16 protein-coding genes are annotated in these 15,740 nt (G+C 55.9%); 5 read left to right on the top strand and 11 right to left on the bottom strand.

The features are described from left to right. Window positions 1-9: 9 nt before the first annotated feature. From B9Z44_RS09615 to B9Z44_RS09605, 3 genes are read right to left on the bottom strand one after another with little or no spacing between them, the layout of a single operon-like run. Window positions 10-411 carry a type IV pilus assembly protein FimV gene (locus B9Z44_RS09615; RefSeq protein WP_146179057.1) on the bottom strand — a complete coding sequence of 134 codons (402 nt, stop codon included), beginning with the start codon at window positions 409-411 and terminating at the stop codon, window positions 10-12. A 22-nt stretch (window positions 412-433) separates the two neighbouring features. Further along, the gene (locus tag B9Z44_RS09610) at window positions 434-1,507 is read right to left on the bottom strand and encodes a hypothetical protein (RefSeq protein WP_146180609.1); all 1,074 of its coding nucleotides are present in this window, start codon (window positions 1,505-1,507) and stop codon (window positions 434-436) included. A gap of 26 nt (window positions 1,508-1,533) precedes the next feature. Next, entirely contained in the window at window positions 1,534-2,013 is a 480-nt protein-coding gene (locus B9Z44_RS09605; RefSeq protein WP_108402303.1) for an LPP20 family lipoprotein, read from the bottom strand. Between the two features lie 133 nt (window positions 2,014-2,146). On the opposite strand from B9Z44_RS09605, the gene B9Z44_RS09600 reads away from it, so the two are divergent. After that, complete coding sequence (locus tag B9Z44_RS09600) at window positions 2,147-3,247, top strand: sigma-54 interaction domain-containing protein (RefSeq protein WP_108359722.1); 1,101 nt, start codon at window positions 2,147-2,149, stop codon at window positions 3,245-3,247. 66 nt (window positions 3,248-3,313) lie between these two features. On the opposite strand, the gene B9Z44_RS09595 is transcribed toward B9Z44_RS09600, so the two are convergent. The 8 genes from B9Z44_RS09595 to flhA form a co-directional block, all read right to left on the bottom strand. Continuing rightward, window positions 3,314-4,351, bottom strand: coding sequence for a flagellar motor protein MotB (locus B9Z44_RS09595; RefSeq protein WP_108359723.1), 1,038 nt, complete (start codon window positions 4,349-4,351; stop codon window positions 3,314-3,316). Then, window positions 4,351-5,211 carry a flagellar motor stator protein MotA gene (motA, locus tag B9Z44_RS09590; protein WP_108359724.1) on the bottom strand — a complete coding sequence of 287 codons (861 nt, stop codon included), beginning with the start codon at window positions 5,209-5,211 and terminating at the stop codon, window positions 4,351-4,353. The genes B9Z44_RS09595 and motA overlap by 1 nt, the downstream gene beginning before the upstream one ends. A gap of 128 nt (window positions 5,212-5,339) precedes the next feature. Beyond that, window positions 5,340-5,762 (bottom strand): flagellar export chaperone FliS, encoded by a 423-nt coding sequence (gene fliS / locus B9Z44_RS09585; protein ID WP_108359725.1) that lies wholly within the window; start codon window positions 5,760-5,762, stop codon window positions 5,340-5,342. Window positions 5,763-5,850: 88 nt separating this feature from the next. Further along, on the bottom strand, window positions 5,851-6,711 hold the full coding sequence (locus tag B9Z44_RS09580) for a hypothetical protein (protein WP_108359726.1): 861 nt from the start codon (window positions 6,709-6,711) through the stop codon (window positions 5,851-5,853). Next, window positions 6,708-7,466 carry an RNA polymerase sigma factor FliA gene (gene fliA, locus B9Z44_RS09575; protein ID WP_108359727.1) on the bottom strand — a complete coding sequence of 253 codons (759 nt, stop codon included), beginning with the start codon at window positions 7,464-7,466 and terminating at the stop codon, window positions 6,708-6,710. Before fliA ends, B9Z44_RS09580 begins: the two co-directional genes overlap by 4 nt. Then, the gene (locus tag B9Z44_RS09570) at window positions 7,463-8,290 is read right to left on the bottom strand and encodes a MinD/ParA family protein (RefSeq protein WP_108359728.1); all 828 of its coding nucleotides are present in this window, start codon (window positions 8,288-8,290) and stop codon (window positions 7,463-7,465) included. Before B9Z44_RS09570 ends, fliA begins: the two co-directional genes overlap by 4 nt. Then, on the bottom strand, window positions 8,283-9,671 hold the full coding sequence (locus tag B9Z44_RS09565) for a hypothetical protein (protein ID WP_108359729.1): 1,389 nt from the start codon (window positions 9,669-9,671) through the stop codon (window positions 8,283-8,285). Before B9Z44_RS09565 ends, B9Z44_RS09570 begins: the two co-directional genes overlap by 8 nt. A gap of 38 nt (window positions 9,672-9,709) precedes the next feature. Further along, window positions 9,710-11,806, bottom strand: coding sequence for a flagellar biosynthesis protein FlhA (flhA, locus tag B9Z44_RS09560; protein WP_108359887.1), 2,097 nt, complete (start codon window positions 11,804-11,806; stop codon window positions 9,710-9,712). Window positions 11,807-11,995: 189 nt separating this feature from the next. Here flhA and B9Z44_RS09555 point away from each other — a divergent pair, with 189 nt between their 5' ends. From B9Z44_RS09555 to fliN, 4 genes are read left to right on the top strand one after another with little or no spacing between them, the layout of a single operon-like run. Further along, window positions 11,996-13,678, top strand: coding sequence for a flagellar hook-length control protein FliK (locus B9Z44_RS09555; protein ID WP_108402302.1), 1,683 nt, complete (start codon window positions 11,996-11,998; stop codon window positions 13,676-13,678). 35 nt (window positions 13,679-13,713) lie between these two features. Further along, the gene (locus B9Z44_RS09550; protein WP_108359731.1) at window positions 13,714-14,307 is read left to right on the top strand and encodes a flagellar basal body-associated FliL family protein; all 594 of its coding nucleotides are present in this window, start codon (window positions 13,714-13,716) and stop codon (window positions 14,305-14,307) included. Window positions 14,308-14,320: 13 nt separating this feature from the next. Continuing rightward, window positions 14,321-15,313 carry a flagellar motor switch protein FliM gene (gene fliM / locus B9Z44_RS09545; protein ID WP_108359732.1) on the top strand — a complete coding sequence of 331 codons (993 nt, stop codon included), beginning with the start codon at window positions 14,321-14,323 and terminating at the stop codon, window positions 15,311-15,313. Between the two features lie 14 nt (window positions 15,314-15,327). Then, window positions 15,328-15,735 (top strand): flagellar motor switch protein FliN, encoded by a 408-nt coding sequence (fliN, locus tag B9Z44_RS09540; protein ID WP_233246928.1) that lies wholly within the window; start codon window positions 15,328-15,330, stop codon window positions 15,733-15,735. The last annotated feature ends 5 nt before the right edge of the window (window positions 15,736-15,740 follow it).

Genomic DNA, 15,740 nt, shown 5'->3' with positions numbered 1-15,740 from the left:
GACAACCCTTTACGGGAAGCGCACCCAGTTTTTGCGCTCGCTCATGTTCATGTCAGCGGTCGAATAACCACCGCCACGGCTCATGCCGCTGTTACCCGGGGCTTGGCCTGGCACCGTGTAGCTGCGCAGCAAGTCATCGTGGTTGGGCACGTTCAAGACAGCGCCGGCCATCAAGGCACGGGGAGGTGATTTGGTGAAGGCTTGAGGGTTTTGCTGCACAAACGCATTGCGCAAAATTTCCACGCGCAACGGACTGTCGGGCATGGTTTTGCGAATCACTTTGTCCAGCGTGTCACCCGACACCACTTGGTAGGTGCTGCGTGGTGCGGGGCCCGCAGCGAATGCCCACATGGGCGTCGCCACAGCAAGGCAACACAACAAGGTGCGAAGAGAGGTCGTAGGCGTGTTCATGGTCGGTTCTCCCGTCGATCTTTTAATACGTGTAAGGCCAAGCAACCCAAGCCCCATTGAATTTTTGTTTGCGTCCAGCCACTTGCTTGAGCTCGGCCTGATAGGGCGTGACTGATTTGACTTCGGCCAACACGGCGGCGTCAAGCGCGCCGGGCTCCAGTGTGTGACGGGGCAGCACAGAGGGGTCGGCAATCATCAGTTGGTCGCCCACGCGCAAGCCAGAATGGCTTCCCGCGTTGAGGGCCAATCGGCCCTCATTTTGCTGAACCGCAAAAGTTTGTGGGTCGCACGCCAGCTGCTTTTCAAGCTTGGCCACCATGGCCGCCACAGCACGCGCAATGGCGGTGTGGGTGTCGTTGTCCATTTTTGGCGTGCCATGGGCTTGGGTAGGCAAGCTTGGCACCACCACTTCTTCAGCTGTGAACCACCCTTGGCGCTGGCCGGGGCCACTCACCAACAAACTCAAACCAAACGCGGCGTAGTCGTCAGAAACGCCCGCAAAAGGCACAGGTGTCACCGTGAGTTGGGCATGCCATTGCACATGTTCTTCGCCATGGCCATGAATCAAGCGGTCATAGGTACGGGCTGGCGATTGGCTTTGAATCAAACGCCAACGCTCGGCGCGTGCGCCCGCTTGCACCAGACGCGTCCGCGCCGCGAAACCAACTTGTTGGGCTTGGTAGCGCTGGGCTGGTGCCAGGCCTGTGGACAGATCCATGCCCACCGTCATCACGTGACGCAAGGGGGCTTTGGCTTGTGGGGCTTCACAGCGTCCCGGTTGAACGCTTTCCACCTGAGCAACGGCCAGCTCTGCTTGAGGCTGTTGCCCAGCGTCACGCACGTATTGGGCAAGCTGCAAATCGCGCAGTTTGATTTCAGACGAAAAGCGGTTGAGTTCGCGCAACTTGCCATCGCTTTCCATCCAGCTCGTGGCGCTCACGCGGGTGTTGGACTTCATGGCCGCTTCCACCATGGCGCTGCGAATGGCATTGAGGCGCTCTTGCGCACTCAGGTCTGCTGCACCGACGGAAAAATTGACACCCACCAACGCCAGCAAGGTGGCGATACACAGGCGTCGGCGCGAAGAGGTCCACATGGCCATGTTTTCTAAAAAGCCTGTACTTAGCGCTTGTTGCTCAAACTGGCGATGTACAAAGCACGCAAATCGTTGACCACGTGGCGGTCCAACGACATGGTGGTTTCATAGGTGTCGTCACCCACGGGGGTGATGCTGACCAGCACTGCGCCATAAATGACACCTTCCACACGGGCGCGGAAGGTATCGCTCATCACGGTCATTTCAGCCACGGTGGTGCTGGCATCGAGCTGCTGGCCATAGACCTGCTCGGTCAAAGCGCGGTAAGCGTCAAGTTTGGAGGCACGGATGGCTAGCAAACGTTGCTGAGCCGCGTTGCGGTGGTTTTGAATACTAATGACCGCATAACCCGTCGCCACCAAGGTTTCGCGTTTTTGGGTCATCGGCGTGATCATGTTGGCGCTGTCGTCCACGCGTGCTTGTGCAGGCATGGGCGGTGGTGTGCTGGCGCAAGCGGTCAACAAAAGAGCAGAGGCTGCAATAGCCCAATGTGTGATGCGGTTCATGTCTGTGTCCTTGAGAGGTCTCCCCCTAGATTCGGCACCGATCAAGGCATCTTTAACATTTTCAAAGACGAATACTTTTTCTGTCTTGTGAAATGTTTGTTGTCACCGACAATCATGTGTAGGAATTTTTGACATGAAACCCACGACGAACTTTATTGGCTCCAGCGAGTCAGCGGCCACGCTGCGCCAATTGGTGGCAACGATGGCCAACTCCAACGCCACCGTGATGATCACGGGCGAAAGCGGCACCGGCAAAGAGCTATTGGCTCGGCTGCTGCATGAGCAATCGGACCGCTGCGGTGCCAACTTTGTGCCCATCAACTGCGCGGCCATTCCCAAAGACTTGTTAGAAAGCGAACTGTTTGGCCACCGCAAAGGCGCATTCACGGGCGCTGTGGCCGATCGCATTGGTCGCTTTGAGCTGGCCCATGGCGGCACGATCTTCTTGGATGAAATTGGCGACATGTCGCTGGACATGCAGGTCAAACTGCTGCGCGTGCTGCAAGAGCGCACCGTGGACCCGATTGGCGGCACCCGCCAGGTTCAGGTGGATGTGCGCGTGGTGGCTGCGACCCACCGAGATTTAGAAACCGAAATTGCAGCTGGTCGGTTCCGCGAAGACTTGTATTACCGCCTCAATGTGTTGCCCATGGTGACCCCACCGTTGCGTGAACGCAACGATGACGTGGCCGAGTTGTTGGGATTCTTTGCCAAGAAATGTGTCAACTTTGGCAAGCAACCCATCCGCTTCAAGGCCGACTTCATGACGGCCCTGCAAAAATACCCTTGGCCCGGCAACGTGCGCGAGTTGTCTAACTTGGTGGATCGTTTCAGCACGCTGTACGCAGGCCAAGAGCTGGATTTACGCGCCATCCCCCCTACCCTGCTGCCAAGGGGATTGGTGTCGGCACAGGCCGAGCTTCAGGCACAAGCCCCCCTGCTGGCCAAACTGGAAATGACACCGCCCCCCGAAGTGCTGGCCGAAATGAACGAGCAGCCCGAGGAAGAGGAAAACGAGATCGAGGGCATCATCATGTTGGCCCAAGGCATGCCTCATTTGCCACCCGAAGGCTTGTCGCTCAAAGAGCGCATGGCCCAGATTGAGCGCAGCATCATTGAACAGGCCCTCACCCGCAACTCGGGCAATGTGTCACGCACAGCCAAGTTGCTCAATTTGCAGCGCACGACGCTGATTGAGAAGATCAACAAGTACGACTTGCGTTCAGCGGCTTAACGTCTCTGACGGCACCCAAGAAAAAAGGCAGCTCAATGAGCTGCCTTTTTTGCGTCTAAGCCGTGCTTAGTCTTGTTCGTTGTAGAGCACCGTGATACTCATACGACGGTTACGCGGATCACGCGGGTCTTTGGGGTTGAACGGATCGGTATCAGCCACACCTTCAATTCGAGCAAAGCGGCTCTCTTTGATGCCGCTCTTTTCTAGCAGCGCGCGCGTCACTTCTGCACGCTCAGCAGAGAGCGACCAGTTGTTGCGGCCTTCTTTGTTGTTGAAAGGCACGCTGTCGGTGTGGCCGCGAATGGCAATCTTGTTGGGCATTTCTGCCAATGAAGCCGCAATTTCGCTGATCAAACTCGAGGCCTTGCCTTGCATGCTCATACCGCCGCTGGGGAACATCGCAAAGTCAGCCTTGTCGATGATCTCAATGCGAAGGCCTTGTTTGTCACGCGTGACGGACACTTGGTCTTTCAGGCCGCCGAGCTTTTTGTTTTCAGACAACTTTTGCTCAATCTCTTTTTCGAGCTTGTCAAAGTCGGCTTTCTCTTGCGCAGCGGCAATTTCTTTCTTCTGCTCAGGCGTCAGCTTGTCTGGGTCTGAGTAGGGGTTGTTGTTTTCTTGGCCAGGGTCGGTGCTGGGGTTGGGGCCACCTTCTGAACGAGGTGTCAAACGTTCCAGCAGCGCCGTTTGCTTGGCAGCAAACGGAAAGCCATCGGGGTCAATGATGGAGCGACCACCCAACACACCGTTGGAGCCCGCCAATTGGCCAATGGCCACCAAGCTTTGTGAGGTGGGTTTGAAGTAGTCGGCAATGCTTTTGCGCTGGTCTTCGTTGGACGCGCCCAAGAGCCACATCAACAAGAAGAACGCCATCATCGCCGTCATCATGTCGGCCAACGCGATCTTCCAAGCACCACCGTGAGCGCCGCCGTGGCCCTCGTCGATGATTTTTTTGATGATGATGACGGGCGCAGGCGCCTCGTCCTTCTCTTCTTCTGCTGCTTTTTTTGCAGCTTCAGCCGCAGCCGCAGCGGCGGCAGCGGCTTCTTGGGCTGCTTTTTCGGCGTCTTCCGGCGTGGCTGCCGCGTCTTTTTCGTCAGCCATTATTTCCTCAACGCGTCAAAGAGTTCGCCGAAGGTGGGCTGAGCGTGGTGGTTGATACACACGCGTGCAGCTTCAATGATCAAGGGGACGGGGTAGCCATGCATGTTGCCAATGATGACTTGCTGCGCCACTTTGAGGGCTTCGCCGTCTTCGTCAATGATCTGCTTCAAGCGGCTGCCGAAGGGCTCGAAAATACCGTAAGCCAAGAACACGCCCAAGAACGTACCCACCAACGCGCCACCAATCAAGGCACCCAGCACAGGAGGGGGTTGGTCAATCGCGCCCATGGTCTTCACCACACCCAACACGCAGGCCACGATACCCAGCGCGGGCAAAGCGCCAGCGAGGGTGGCAATGGCATCGGCATTTTGCATTTCGCTGTGGTGATGGTGTTTGATAGACGTGGTCATCACGTCTTCCACCGCATAAGGGCTCAAGGTGCCTGAAGACACCACCATCAAACGGATGGTGTCGCAAATCAAGCCGACCAAACCGTGGTCGTGCAGCATCTTGGGGCATTCGCCAAAAATGGCACTGGCCTCGGGGTTCTCGACGTGCGATTCCATCGCCACGGCACCCTCGGCCTTGAGTGTTTTCATCAACTTGGAGATCACGGCGATGATGCCGATGTAGTCTTCCTTGTGGTACTTGGGGCCTTTGATCACACGGCCCATACCGCCCCAAGCGCCTTTGAAAATCGCGCCAGAGTTACCGGTGATCATGCCGCCAACGCCAGCACCACCAATAATGAACATCTCGAATGGGGTGGCTTTGATAATGGGCGCCAAGCTACCGCCGGCGATCACGAAACCGCCGAACACGCAAATGAACAGAACGACCAAACCAATAATTGCTGACATCTAACACTCTCCCCAAGCAGGTTGGCGCACCCAAGTCGAAAACTTGGATGCGCCTAAAAATTGTCCCGAACAACCTGCAAGATTAACTGATAAATAACGAAAAACTTCTAAAAAGAAGAAAACCGCGATCAGTTCATCATGCCAGCAGGTCGGTTGGTCGCGGGCACCAAGGAAGGCACGCCTTCCCAAGCATCGCGAATCTCGCGCATCAAACCGTGAATCTCATCCAACACGGCCACATCGTTGTGGGCGTTGGCGTGGAACAAACGACGGGTCACATAGCTGTACAACTCATTGAGGTTGTTGGCCAGATCGCCGCCTTTTTCAAAATCCAAGGCACCTTGCAGGCCAATCACGATGCGGCTGGCACGTGCAATGGCTTTGGATTTTTCATTGATATTTTTGTGCTGAATGTGGCCACGTGCCGTGGACAAGCTCTCCAACAAGCCGTCAAACAACATTTGAATCAATTGCACATTGTTGGCCGTGGCAACGCCGCTGCTGACTTTGACATCGCCGTAACTTTGAATGGCTCGTGAATTGGCTCGCATTTGATTAACTCCTGTGTATTTCTTCGCTTACACAGGCAGTATCGGAAGGGGTTGGGCAAACTTGAGCGACATCTGTACAAACACCCGATCAAACAGGCTTGGCTTCAAGTGGTGCGGCATCTGAATGCGTCAACGCGTCGGGGTGCATCACGGCTTCGACCGTTTCAGCGGCAACTTCTTGCCGCTGTTGGTCTTCATAGGCCTGCACATGCTCAAGTCCCTGCGCCAACTCTTCTGGCGTAGGTTCGCGTGTATCGCTGTTTTCGAGCAAGCCATCGCCCAACACCTCAGACGAGCCCGAGTCATCTGTCAGTGCCAACATGGCGTCGTCACTGGCAGGGTCAGGCTGAGCCACAGGCATTTCTTCAAACAAAAATTCAGAGAACGGCACTTCATTGGTGATGCCCACGCGTTGGTAAAGCATGTCCACCACGCTGTCCACGGTTTGCTTCAGGCGCAACAGCACTTCGGGGTCTGGGTTTTCGCAGTAGCTTCCTGCAAACTCCAAGGCCGAGCGGTACACGCTGCCCAAGTGCTGCGGTGGCAACCACGATTGGATGTGACCGCGCGCCGTTGAAATTTTGCGGGTCGAGCTGGGCATGTGGTTTTCGGTGCCACCCAACGCGTCTTCAATGCCGTCTTTGAAACTGGCCGTGATGTGTTCACGCAGAATCGGTTCGTAATGCGGGCGCAGGGCCTCGATCAAGGTGGCATCAAAGCCCTCGACTTGTTTGCCATTCATGGCATCCCAAAGCTTCTTGCCCTCCAAACCGGAGAACAACAAATCGCCAGGAATCTCTGCGCCGAAATCGGGCAACGAAGGTTCTGTTTCTGGTTTGGGCGCCTCGTACATCTTGGCCAAGTGGTTGATCTTGTCGATGAGGTACAGCGTCAAGATGACCAGAAGCAACAAGATCCACGAGATCATGTTCATCATGAAGTTACTCATGCGCGTCTCCTTGTCTCGGCCTTCTCAGTCTCAGACGCCGTTTCTACTTTCAAGGTGCCGCGTAATTTTTTGACCACAGAGGACAAGATCTGGCTCACGCGAGACTCGCTCACGCCCAAGGTTTCGCCAATCTCTTTGAGGTTGAACTCTTCCACGTAGTAGAGCTGCATGACCAGCTGCTCGCGCTCAGGCAGCTGAGCGATGGCGTCGGTCACGGCGTCCATGAATTGGGCTTCTTCAACGATCACATCTGGCTGCTGAGAGCTGTCGTCTGCAATCGTCATCACTTCTTCGGTGACCACTTCCATGGAATAGGTTTCAAAGCGCTTGGCTTTGCCGCGTTCTTTGTGGAACTCTTCCAGATCTTTGCCCATGTACTCGGCAATTTCAGCTTGCGTGGGCGTGCGACCCAACTCAGCGGCCAAAGCGTGCACCGTGGTGTTGTGTTCTTTGTTGAACGCCACCGCAGAACGAGGTAAAAACGACAAGCGTCGCACCTCGTCCAACATGGCACCGCGCACACGGCTGTGGGCGAAGTTTTCAAACTCGATGCCTTTGACAGGATCAAACGCACGCGAGGCTTCGAGCAGGCCAATCATGCCCACTTGAATCAGCTCGTCGAGCTCCATGAATGCGGGGATACGCGCCTTCAAGTGCAAGGCAACGCGTTTGACCAGACCCAGATGGGCCATGACCAAATCTTCGCCTTTGGGCTTGCAGGAGTCGTACATCTGTACGGGTGAAAGTGCTCTCATGTGTCAGACGAACTGTTTTGCATCAGTCGCTCCATGAAGAATTGCAGACCGCCCGAAGGGTGGTCAATCGGACGCAAGTGCGTGCATGCTTCTGCCAAACGCATGTAGTCACGCGCGGCAGCTGTGCCAGGGGCGAGTTCCATCACCGACTGGTATTTTTTGAGTGCGCGCAACACCATCTCGTCTTCTTCGATCGAGGTGAGGTAGTGCACCGACTCGCCCAAGAAACGCACACAGACGTCGTTGAGTTTTTTATAAAGTTTCCAGCCTTCGGACTGGCTCTTGACCATGTTGGGCAAGAGATAGATTTCGTCCAAGCCCATCTCTTTGCTCAAGATCTTGATGGTGCCGTAGGCATCGGCAATCGACGACGGATCGTCTTTCACCACGATGAAGCGGCGTTGGCAAGCGGCCAAAAACGACAACACAGAAGGTGAAATACCGGCTGCTACGTCGACGATCAAATAGTCGACATCATCCGCCAACACACCAAACGACTGCACGATGCTGGCCGCTTGGATGTCGCTCAGACCTGCCAACTCTTGCATGCCCGAGGCACCAGGAATGAGCTTCACGCCTTGACGGGTGGTGATGAGAATTTCTTGCAGCGTTTTTTGACCGGCCAAAAAGTGACCCAAGTTGTATTCAGCGCGCGCGCCAAGTGCAATTTGTGCGTTGGCCAAACCGAGGTCAGCATCAAACAACATGACGCTGTGACCCAGCTGCGTGAGTGCCACCGCCAAGTTGATGGAGGTCGTGGTTTTACCAACGCCACCCTTGCCGCTGGCAACGCCGATGACTTCTGTTTTGCGAGGTTTACTCATGGGTCAAGCCTGTGGTTTCGGTTTTGAATTTGGCCGCGATTTGCGACAGTTTGGACACAGCCAGTTCGTTGACGGCTGCATCGCGTGCATTTTGCTGCGCTTGTTCTTCGGTTTCTGGCAAGGGCAAGTTGTCGAGGGCACATTGCACCAAACCAACCAATGACACGTCTTGCACCAAATCGACGGTGCGCTCGCCATGGCTGGCCACAGACACGCTCAGCGACTTGTCGGTCAAGAACTGCAACAAGGCCCACGGTTGGTTGGACTCGTCGAGCTTGCTCAGCATCAAGGATGCCCACACGTTGTCGGTGTTGTCAAACACGCGGCGGATGTTGGCAGCCGATGCGTCTGCTGGAATGACAGCGTGGCATTGCACATTCAGGTTCATGGCGCGAATCTCGGCCAAGCGCTCGTTCATTTGCACGCCGGGGGTGTCAATCAAGATGAATTGGCGGTCGGTGTGCTCGTCGAGCAAGAGTTTCAAAGTGGCGGCATTGGTGGCGCGGAATGAATCCACGCCTGACTGCGCGCACAGCAATTGGGTTTGGTTCCAAGCGCCAGCACGCTGGTCTTGGAAGCTGATGACCATGATTTTTTCGCTGCCGTGTTGTTGCGCGGCATGTTGTGCCAAACGCGCCACCATCATCGACTTGCCAGCACCAGAGGGGCCAGCCAAGGCATGGATGCCTGACACAGGTGTCTGGGCTTGCGCCTGTTCGACCGAGTGGCCGAGCTGGCGACTCAAAGCGCCCATGGCATCGGCCATGTTGTCGTGGTCTTTGATGCTGTCAATCAGCAAGGCACGCAAGGCCACAGGAATGGGCGCGTCGTTCAAGGCGTCGCGCAAAGGTGCGATGGCAGCGGGCAAAGCCATGCCACCGTGTTGCCAAGCGGCCATTTGTTGACCGAGTTTGAATTCACGGCGCAGGGAGTTGAGTTCTTCACGCACCAGCGCCACGATTTCGCGGCCACGCAAGGTGTCGTGTTCTTCAGCGGCGCGCTTGGCCGATTCGTCCACCGGTTGGGCAGCCACTTTGACTGCGGGCTTGGCCTTGGGTGCGGCAGGCTTTGCGGCCATTTCCACGATGGGCTTGGCCACTTTGGTGGCTTGGCGCTCGCGTGCATCGCGTTTGTTTTGGTCCAGTGTCTGTCCCAGCAACACATCAAACTTGCCTGTGGGCTTGGCTGACGAAGCGAACTGTGTTTTCAAAAACGGATCGGCTTCCTCTGTGGTCATCGGGGCCAGATCAACCGCCACGATCAGCTCGGTCAAACCATTGACTTGGCTGCTCGAAATGACGAGCACGTCGGAGCCGTATTGGGCCACGGCCTTTTCGTTGGCAGCGCGGATGTCGCGGGCAAGGATGCGTTTGAGTTCCATAGGGTCAGCTCACTCTGTCTTTGTTATAGGTTTTCGGTTTATCGGGCTTTGGCATCCACGGTGTGGATCACTTTGACGGCCTGATCGTCCGGAATTTCGCTGTAAGACAGCACAGTCAAATCGTTCACGCGGAATCGTGCGGCTTTGGACAACCAACCACGAATCACGGGGGACACCACCAACACAGCGGGGTGACCCATTTCTTCTACGGTACGTGCGCCTTCGCGCAAACCGGCAAATAGGTTTTCTGACAAGCCCGGCTCCATCACCACGGCTTGGCCGGGTTGGCTTTGTTGCAACACGTTGTGCAACAACTGCTCCAACGATGGCTCGAGTGTCATGACTTGCAAACCGTTGTCGCCGTCAATCAGGCTTTGCATGATCATGCGGCCGAGCTTGGGGCGAACCATGGCGGTGAGTTGTTCTGGGTCTTGTGTGCGGGTGCTGGCCTCAGTCAACGCTTCAGCAATCGTGCGCATGTCGCGAATGGACACTGACTCGGCCAACAAGTTTTGCAACGTACGGGTCAAGATGCCGAGTGACAACTTGCCGGGCACCAAGTCTTCCACGATCTTGGGCGACTTGGCAGCCAATTTGTCGAGCAACTGTTGGGTTTCGTCGTGGCTCAACATGTCGGAGGCGTTTTCGCGCAGCACTTTGTTGAGGTGGGTCGAAATAGCGGTGGCAGCATCGACCACGGTATAGCCGAGGGTACGGGCTTGGTCGCGTTGAGAAGGTTCGATCCACACGGCTTCCAAACCGAATGCGGGTTCGCGGGTGGCAATGCCTTCCAACTGACCGTACACATGACCGGGGTTGATGGCCAATTCGCGACCGACTTTGACTTCGCCTTTGCCGCGCACCACGCCTTTGAGCACGATGTTGTAAGCGTCTGGGTCGATGTTCAAGTCATCACGGATACGCACGGGCTGGACCAAGAAGCCCAACTCGGCAGAGAGTTTTTTACGCACGCCTTTGACGCGGGTCATCAGTTCACCGCCGGTTTCGGCGTTGACCAGAGGAATCAGGCCATAACCAATTTCCAAACCAATGAGGTCGACTTGGTCCACATCGTCCCAGTCGAGTTCTTTCGGTGCATCAGTAGGCGTGGCATCTTTGACGGCTTGTTCGGCTTGTTCGTCTTGCACTTCGCGGGTGACGATCATCAAGCCCAGACCAGCAGAAGCCAAAGCCAAGGTAATGAACATCAAGTGCGGCATACCGGGCACCATGCCCAAGATGATCAAGATCACAGCCGAGATGAACAAGGCAGTGGGGTTGGCCAACTGAACAGAGGCCTGTTCAGAAATAGATTCAGCGGTCGTCACGCGGGTCACGATGATGGCGGTGGCCAGCGACAACAGCAAAGAAGGAATTTGAGCGACCAAGCCGTCACCAATGGTGAGCAAGGTGTAGATCTTGCCGGCTTCAGCGACTGGCAAATCATGCTGGGCCACACCGATGATCAAGCCACCAATCAAGTTGATCAACAGAATCAACAAGCCGGCCATGGCGTCACCGCTCACGAATTTAGAAGCACCGTCCATGGAACCGAAGAAGTCAGATTCTTGGGCCAGTTCGGCACGGCGTGTTTTGGCAGTTTCTTGGTCGATCACGCCAGCATTCAAGTCAGCGTCAATCGACATTTGTTTACCGGGCATGGCGTCCAAGGTGAAACGCGCGTTCACTTCAGAGACGCGGCCTGCACCTTTGGTCACCACCACAAAGTTGATGATCATCAAGATCGCGAAGATGATGAAACCCACCACATAGTTACCCGCGATCACGAACTCACCGAAAGCCTGCACCACCTTGCCGGCAGCGTGGGCGCCTTCGTGGCCATTGACCAGCACCACACGGGTGGACGCCACGTTCAGCGCCAAGCGCAACATGGTGGCAAACAACAAGACGGTGGGGAAGGATGAAAACTCGAGCGGCTTACGGGTGCCGATGGCGATCATGATCACCACCAAGCTGCAAAGAATGTTGAAAGTAAACAAAAAGTCCAACAACAACGGGGGCAATGGCAACACCAGCATCGCCATGATGACGAGCACCACCACCGGAATACTTAGTCCGGAGAGGTCAAATTTCGACAAGTTGTGTCGAATCGTTGACAGAGTGAGAGTGCTCATTGAGGGAATCCAGTTGAAAGTGGAACGTTTAGGTTTCTTTTTGCCTTGAAAAAACTTTCGGGGCATGTTCATTAAGCAATCGATGTGCCAAGTCAAACTGACACTGATGCGCCTCTCAGCCGAAAGCGGCAAGAACTGACCTGTCACGGTTCTTGCTTAACTCGTTGGCAAACTCGTTTAAAGACCACCATGAACCTGTCCAGTTATCTCCAAATGCCACCGGCCCCGTCGGTGCCAACCAACCCCAGCCATGCGGTGCCACAAGGCACGCGCACTGGGGTGGGCCCGTCTGCGGGTGCTCATTTGGGGTTCGACTTTGCACAAGTGATGGCACGCCAGATGGCGCGGTTGGTGCCGCAAGAGCGGCAAACTTTTGCCGCTGATGTGCCCGAAGCCCCTGAACAAGACGCGGCAAACACATCAGATGCACGCCCTGTAGAAGACAGGCACAGCACCGATCGCCCTGAGCGAGCCACACGTGAAACGCGCGCTGACAACGAGGCGTCACCAGCAGACGACGACACCGATGGGCCAACCGCCCACGCACGCACGCGCAACAAAACAACCAAAACCAAGCCGACCGACACAGACGCTTTGTTAGAGAGCTTGATGCAGGGCGCGCCCGTGGTGCCTGCGGCTGTCGTACCCACCGCTGTGACCCCAGCCTCCCCCGTCGCAGTCACGCCTGTGCCTGAGGCGCAAGCGGCAGCACCACTTGCCGCCCCAGTCTCATTGCAAACCATTGAGCTGAGCCCGCAGATGCGCATCATCACCGACCCTCAAAAGGCACCCAGCCCTGAGAGCTTGGCCGCCTTTGCCAAGTCCATGGGCTTGGATGAGTCAGAGATTCAAAACTTATTGAGCCAACAGCCTGCAACACCCGCCACCGTGCTGAGCGGCGCACACAGCACCACATCGGCTGGCGTGCCCAATGCCTTGCAAGCAGCCATGAACACCATGCTCAATGGCGCACCGACCACTGACACGGCAGTGGCCGCACAGCTGGCCGCCATGACCGACGTTGCCGCACAAACCCCGGTTGTCGCATCGGGTGCAGGCTTGGCCGCCGCAGCCACCACATTGGCTGCGCCCGCAATGCCAGGATTGACGCCCACTGACATGGCGGCGATCGAACAATTACAAATCACCGTTTTGCCTGCCGCTGTGTTGCCCGTCAACACTGCCGTGACCAACACGCCCATGCCCAGCACGATCGACATGTTGTCGCTCTTGGGCACAGGCGTGGATGAGCAAGATGTCAGCGCCCTCTTGTCTCGTTTCTCAGAAGACGCGGGCAGCGAAGGCAACCCTGACCAACACCCCTCGCAAGGCGAAGGCAACCACTTCAGCAGTTTTTCACAAGCCCTGAACAACACCCAAAACGCCGCCAACTCAGTGCCTGCAAACGCCGCACAAGCCACAAGCGCCAACATGGGCGAGGTCTACGACCAGCTCAGCGACAAGATGGCCACCGAAATGGCCGCACGCATGCACAAGCAACTCAGCGACGGCGAGTGGAAGATGAAATTTGGTCTGCGCCCCTCCAACTTGGGTGGCGTAGAAATTCAACTCGAAATGAAAGACGGCAAGCTCGATGCCGTGTTCCGTGCCGACAACCCACTCACACGTGACTTGCTGCAAAACAGCAGCCAGCGCCTGCGCGAAGCACTTGGTAACTTTGGCATTAACGCCGGTCAAGTGCAGGTGGGTCAAGGCGGCGGCAATGCCCAACACAACAACTCTGGCAATGCGGCTAAGCATTCTCAAGTTAGAGACAATTCATCTTCGCAAGTCAAAGGCTCGGGTGACGCTTCTAGCGCGACCTCGGCCCGCAACAAGGCCAATGCGTCCTTGCTTGACCTCTATGCATAAATTACGCATGACAATCTGAACATTAGGAGAACGATATGGCAGAAGCAGCAGCAGAACCGACGGAAGAAGTAGTCGAAGGCGAACCGAAGAAAAAGAAACCTATTCTTTTGATTTTGGTGATCGTGTTGTCCGTGATCATTTTGGTCATGTCGGTGATGTTCGGCACCTTGTATTTCTCTGGCTTCTTCGAGCACAAGAGCGAAGCAGCCGCCCACGAAAAAGTGGACGAACTAGAGAAGGCCGCCGAAAACGCGCATGGCGCAACACCAGACGGCCCATCGAAAGTCAAAAAGGAAGCCGAAGCCACGCGCTTTGAAAACACCTATTTGGAAATCGACAAAGAGTTCATGACCAACATCACGAGCTCGAAAAAAATCATGGTCGTGAAAGTAGCCGTGATGACACATTACGACTCACGCGTGTTCGACAACGTGAAGAAGCATGAATTTGCCATTCGCTCAGCGGTGCTCGACGTGATGCGTCAAAGCACTGAAGCCGATGTGGCCAAGCCCGACTTCCGCGTCGACTTGGCCACCAAGATCAAGGTGGTGATGAACGAGATGCTCATGAAGTACGAAGACTTCGGCGGCATTGAAGACGTGTTCTTCACCTCTTTTGTGATGCAGTAACTTTTGAGCCCACATGAAATCTAACCTGCTCTCGGACGAAGAACTGGCCGCGCTGTCGGAAGGCGTGCGCGACGGTTCGATCGAAACCGACACCGGCTTTAACAGCAGCGTGCGGGTGCGCAAGCACGACCTCGCCAGCGAAGACAGCAGCCTGGGTGTGAACGTCTCGTCGATCGACATGATCAACGAGCGCTTCATCCGTCTGTTTCGTCTTGGCTTGCTCGAAGTGCTCCGAACCAGCCCGCGTGTGAACCCCACGCGCGTGCAAATCTTAAAGTTCGGTGACTACCTCAAAGGTCTGCGTGCGCCTCTGTCGGTGAACATGGTTCGCATGAACCCACTGCGCGGCAACTCGGTGATCATCATCGACCCCAATGTGGTGTTCAGCTCGCTCGACAGTTTCTTTGGTGGCTTTGGCAAAGGCGTGGGCGAACTCCCCCCCAGCCGTTTGTTCACCCCTACTGAAACACGCATCATCAAGATCATTCTTGAAGTGTTCTTCCGCTCGTTGACCGAAGCGTGGGGACCGCTGATGCCCATCGAATGCGAACACGTGAGCTCTGAGATCAACCCTCAGTTCGCACAAATCGCTGACGAAAACGACTTGGTGGTCTTGAGCCGCTTTGAAGCCGACGCCACCGCCAGCGGCGGCAAAGGCTTCATTGACTTGGTCTACCCCTACGCCACCCTCAAGCCCGTGCGCGAACTGCTCAGCAGCCGTGTGCAAAGTGGCGAAGGCAACGAAGAGTCAGACAAAAAATGGCGCAAAGACCTCGCTGCGGCGGTGGGTGATGCCAAGTTGGAATTGCAAGTCACCATGGGTGAAATCAAAACCACGCTGCACCACTTGAACCATTTGCAAGAAGGCGATTTGTTGTTCTTCAAGAAAGACGACACCGCGCTGATGAGCACCGATGGCGTTCCCGCCTTCCACGTCAATGTGGGCACACGCGGTTCGCAAGTGGCCGTACAAATTGACCACGAACACGTTCACGGCAAACTCTGAGACAGGAATACATCATGACCGACGAAAAAGAAAACCCAACCCCAGAACACGACGAAGCCGAAGTGGCTGCCGCTGAAGCCGAGCACGCGCCTCATCAAGAAGTGGCAGTGCACGAGGACGATGCCGAACCCAGCCTGGAAGACTTCAAACCCACGATGCCGGGCAACATCAACCCCGAGGTGTTGCAAAACATCGTCGTGAACTTGTCCATCGAAGTGGGCCGTGCGCAAATCAAGATCAAAGATTTGATGCGCCTCACCCAAGGCAGCGTGGTCGAGCTTGACCGCATTGCGGGCGAACCCCTCGACCTGCTGGTGAACAACTCAGTCGTTGCCCAAGGTGAAATCGTGTTGGTGAACGACCGCTACGGTGTTCGCCTGACACGTGTGGTGCCCTCTTCAGAGCGCCTCAAGCTGATCTAAACCTT

The organism is Limnohabitans curvus (assembly GCF_003063475.1).
GTDB classification, from domain to species: Bacteria; Pseudomonadota; Gammaproteobacteria; order Burkholderiales; family Burkholderiaceae_C; genus Limnohabitans; species Limnohabitans curvus.
The sequence above is the reverse complement of the archived record's forward strand: the minus strand, read 5'-3'. Positions and strand labels throughout refer to the sequence as shown.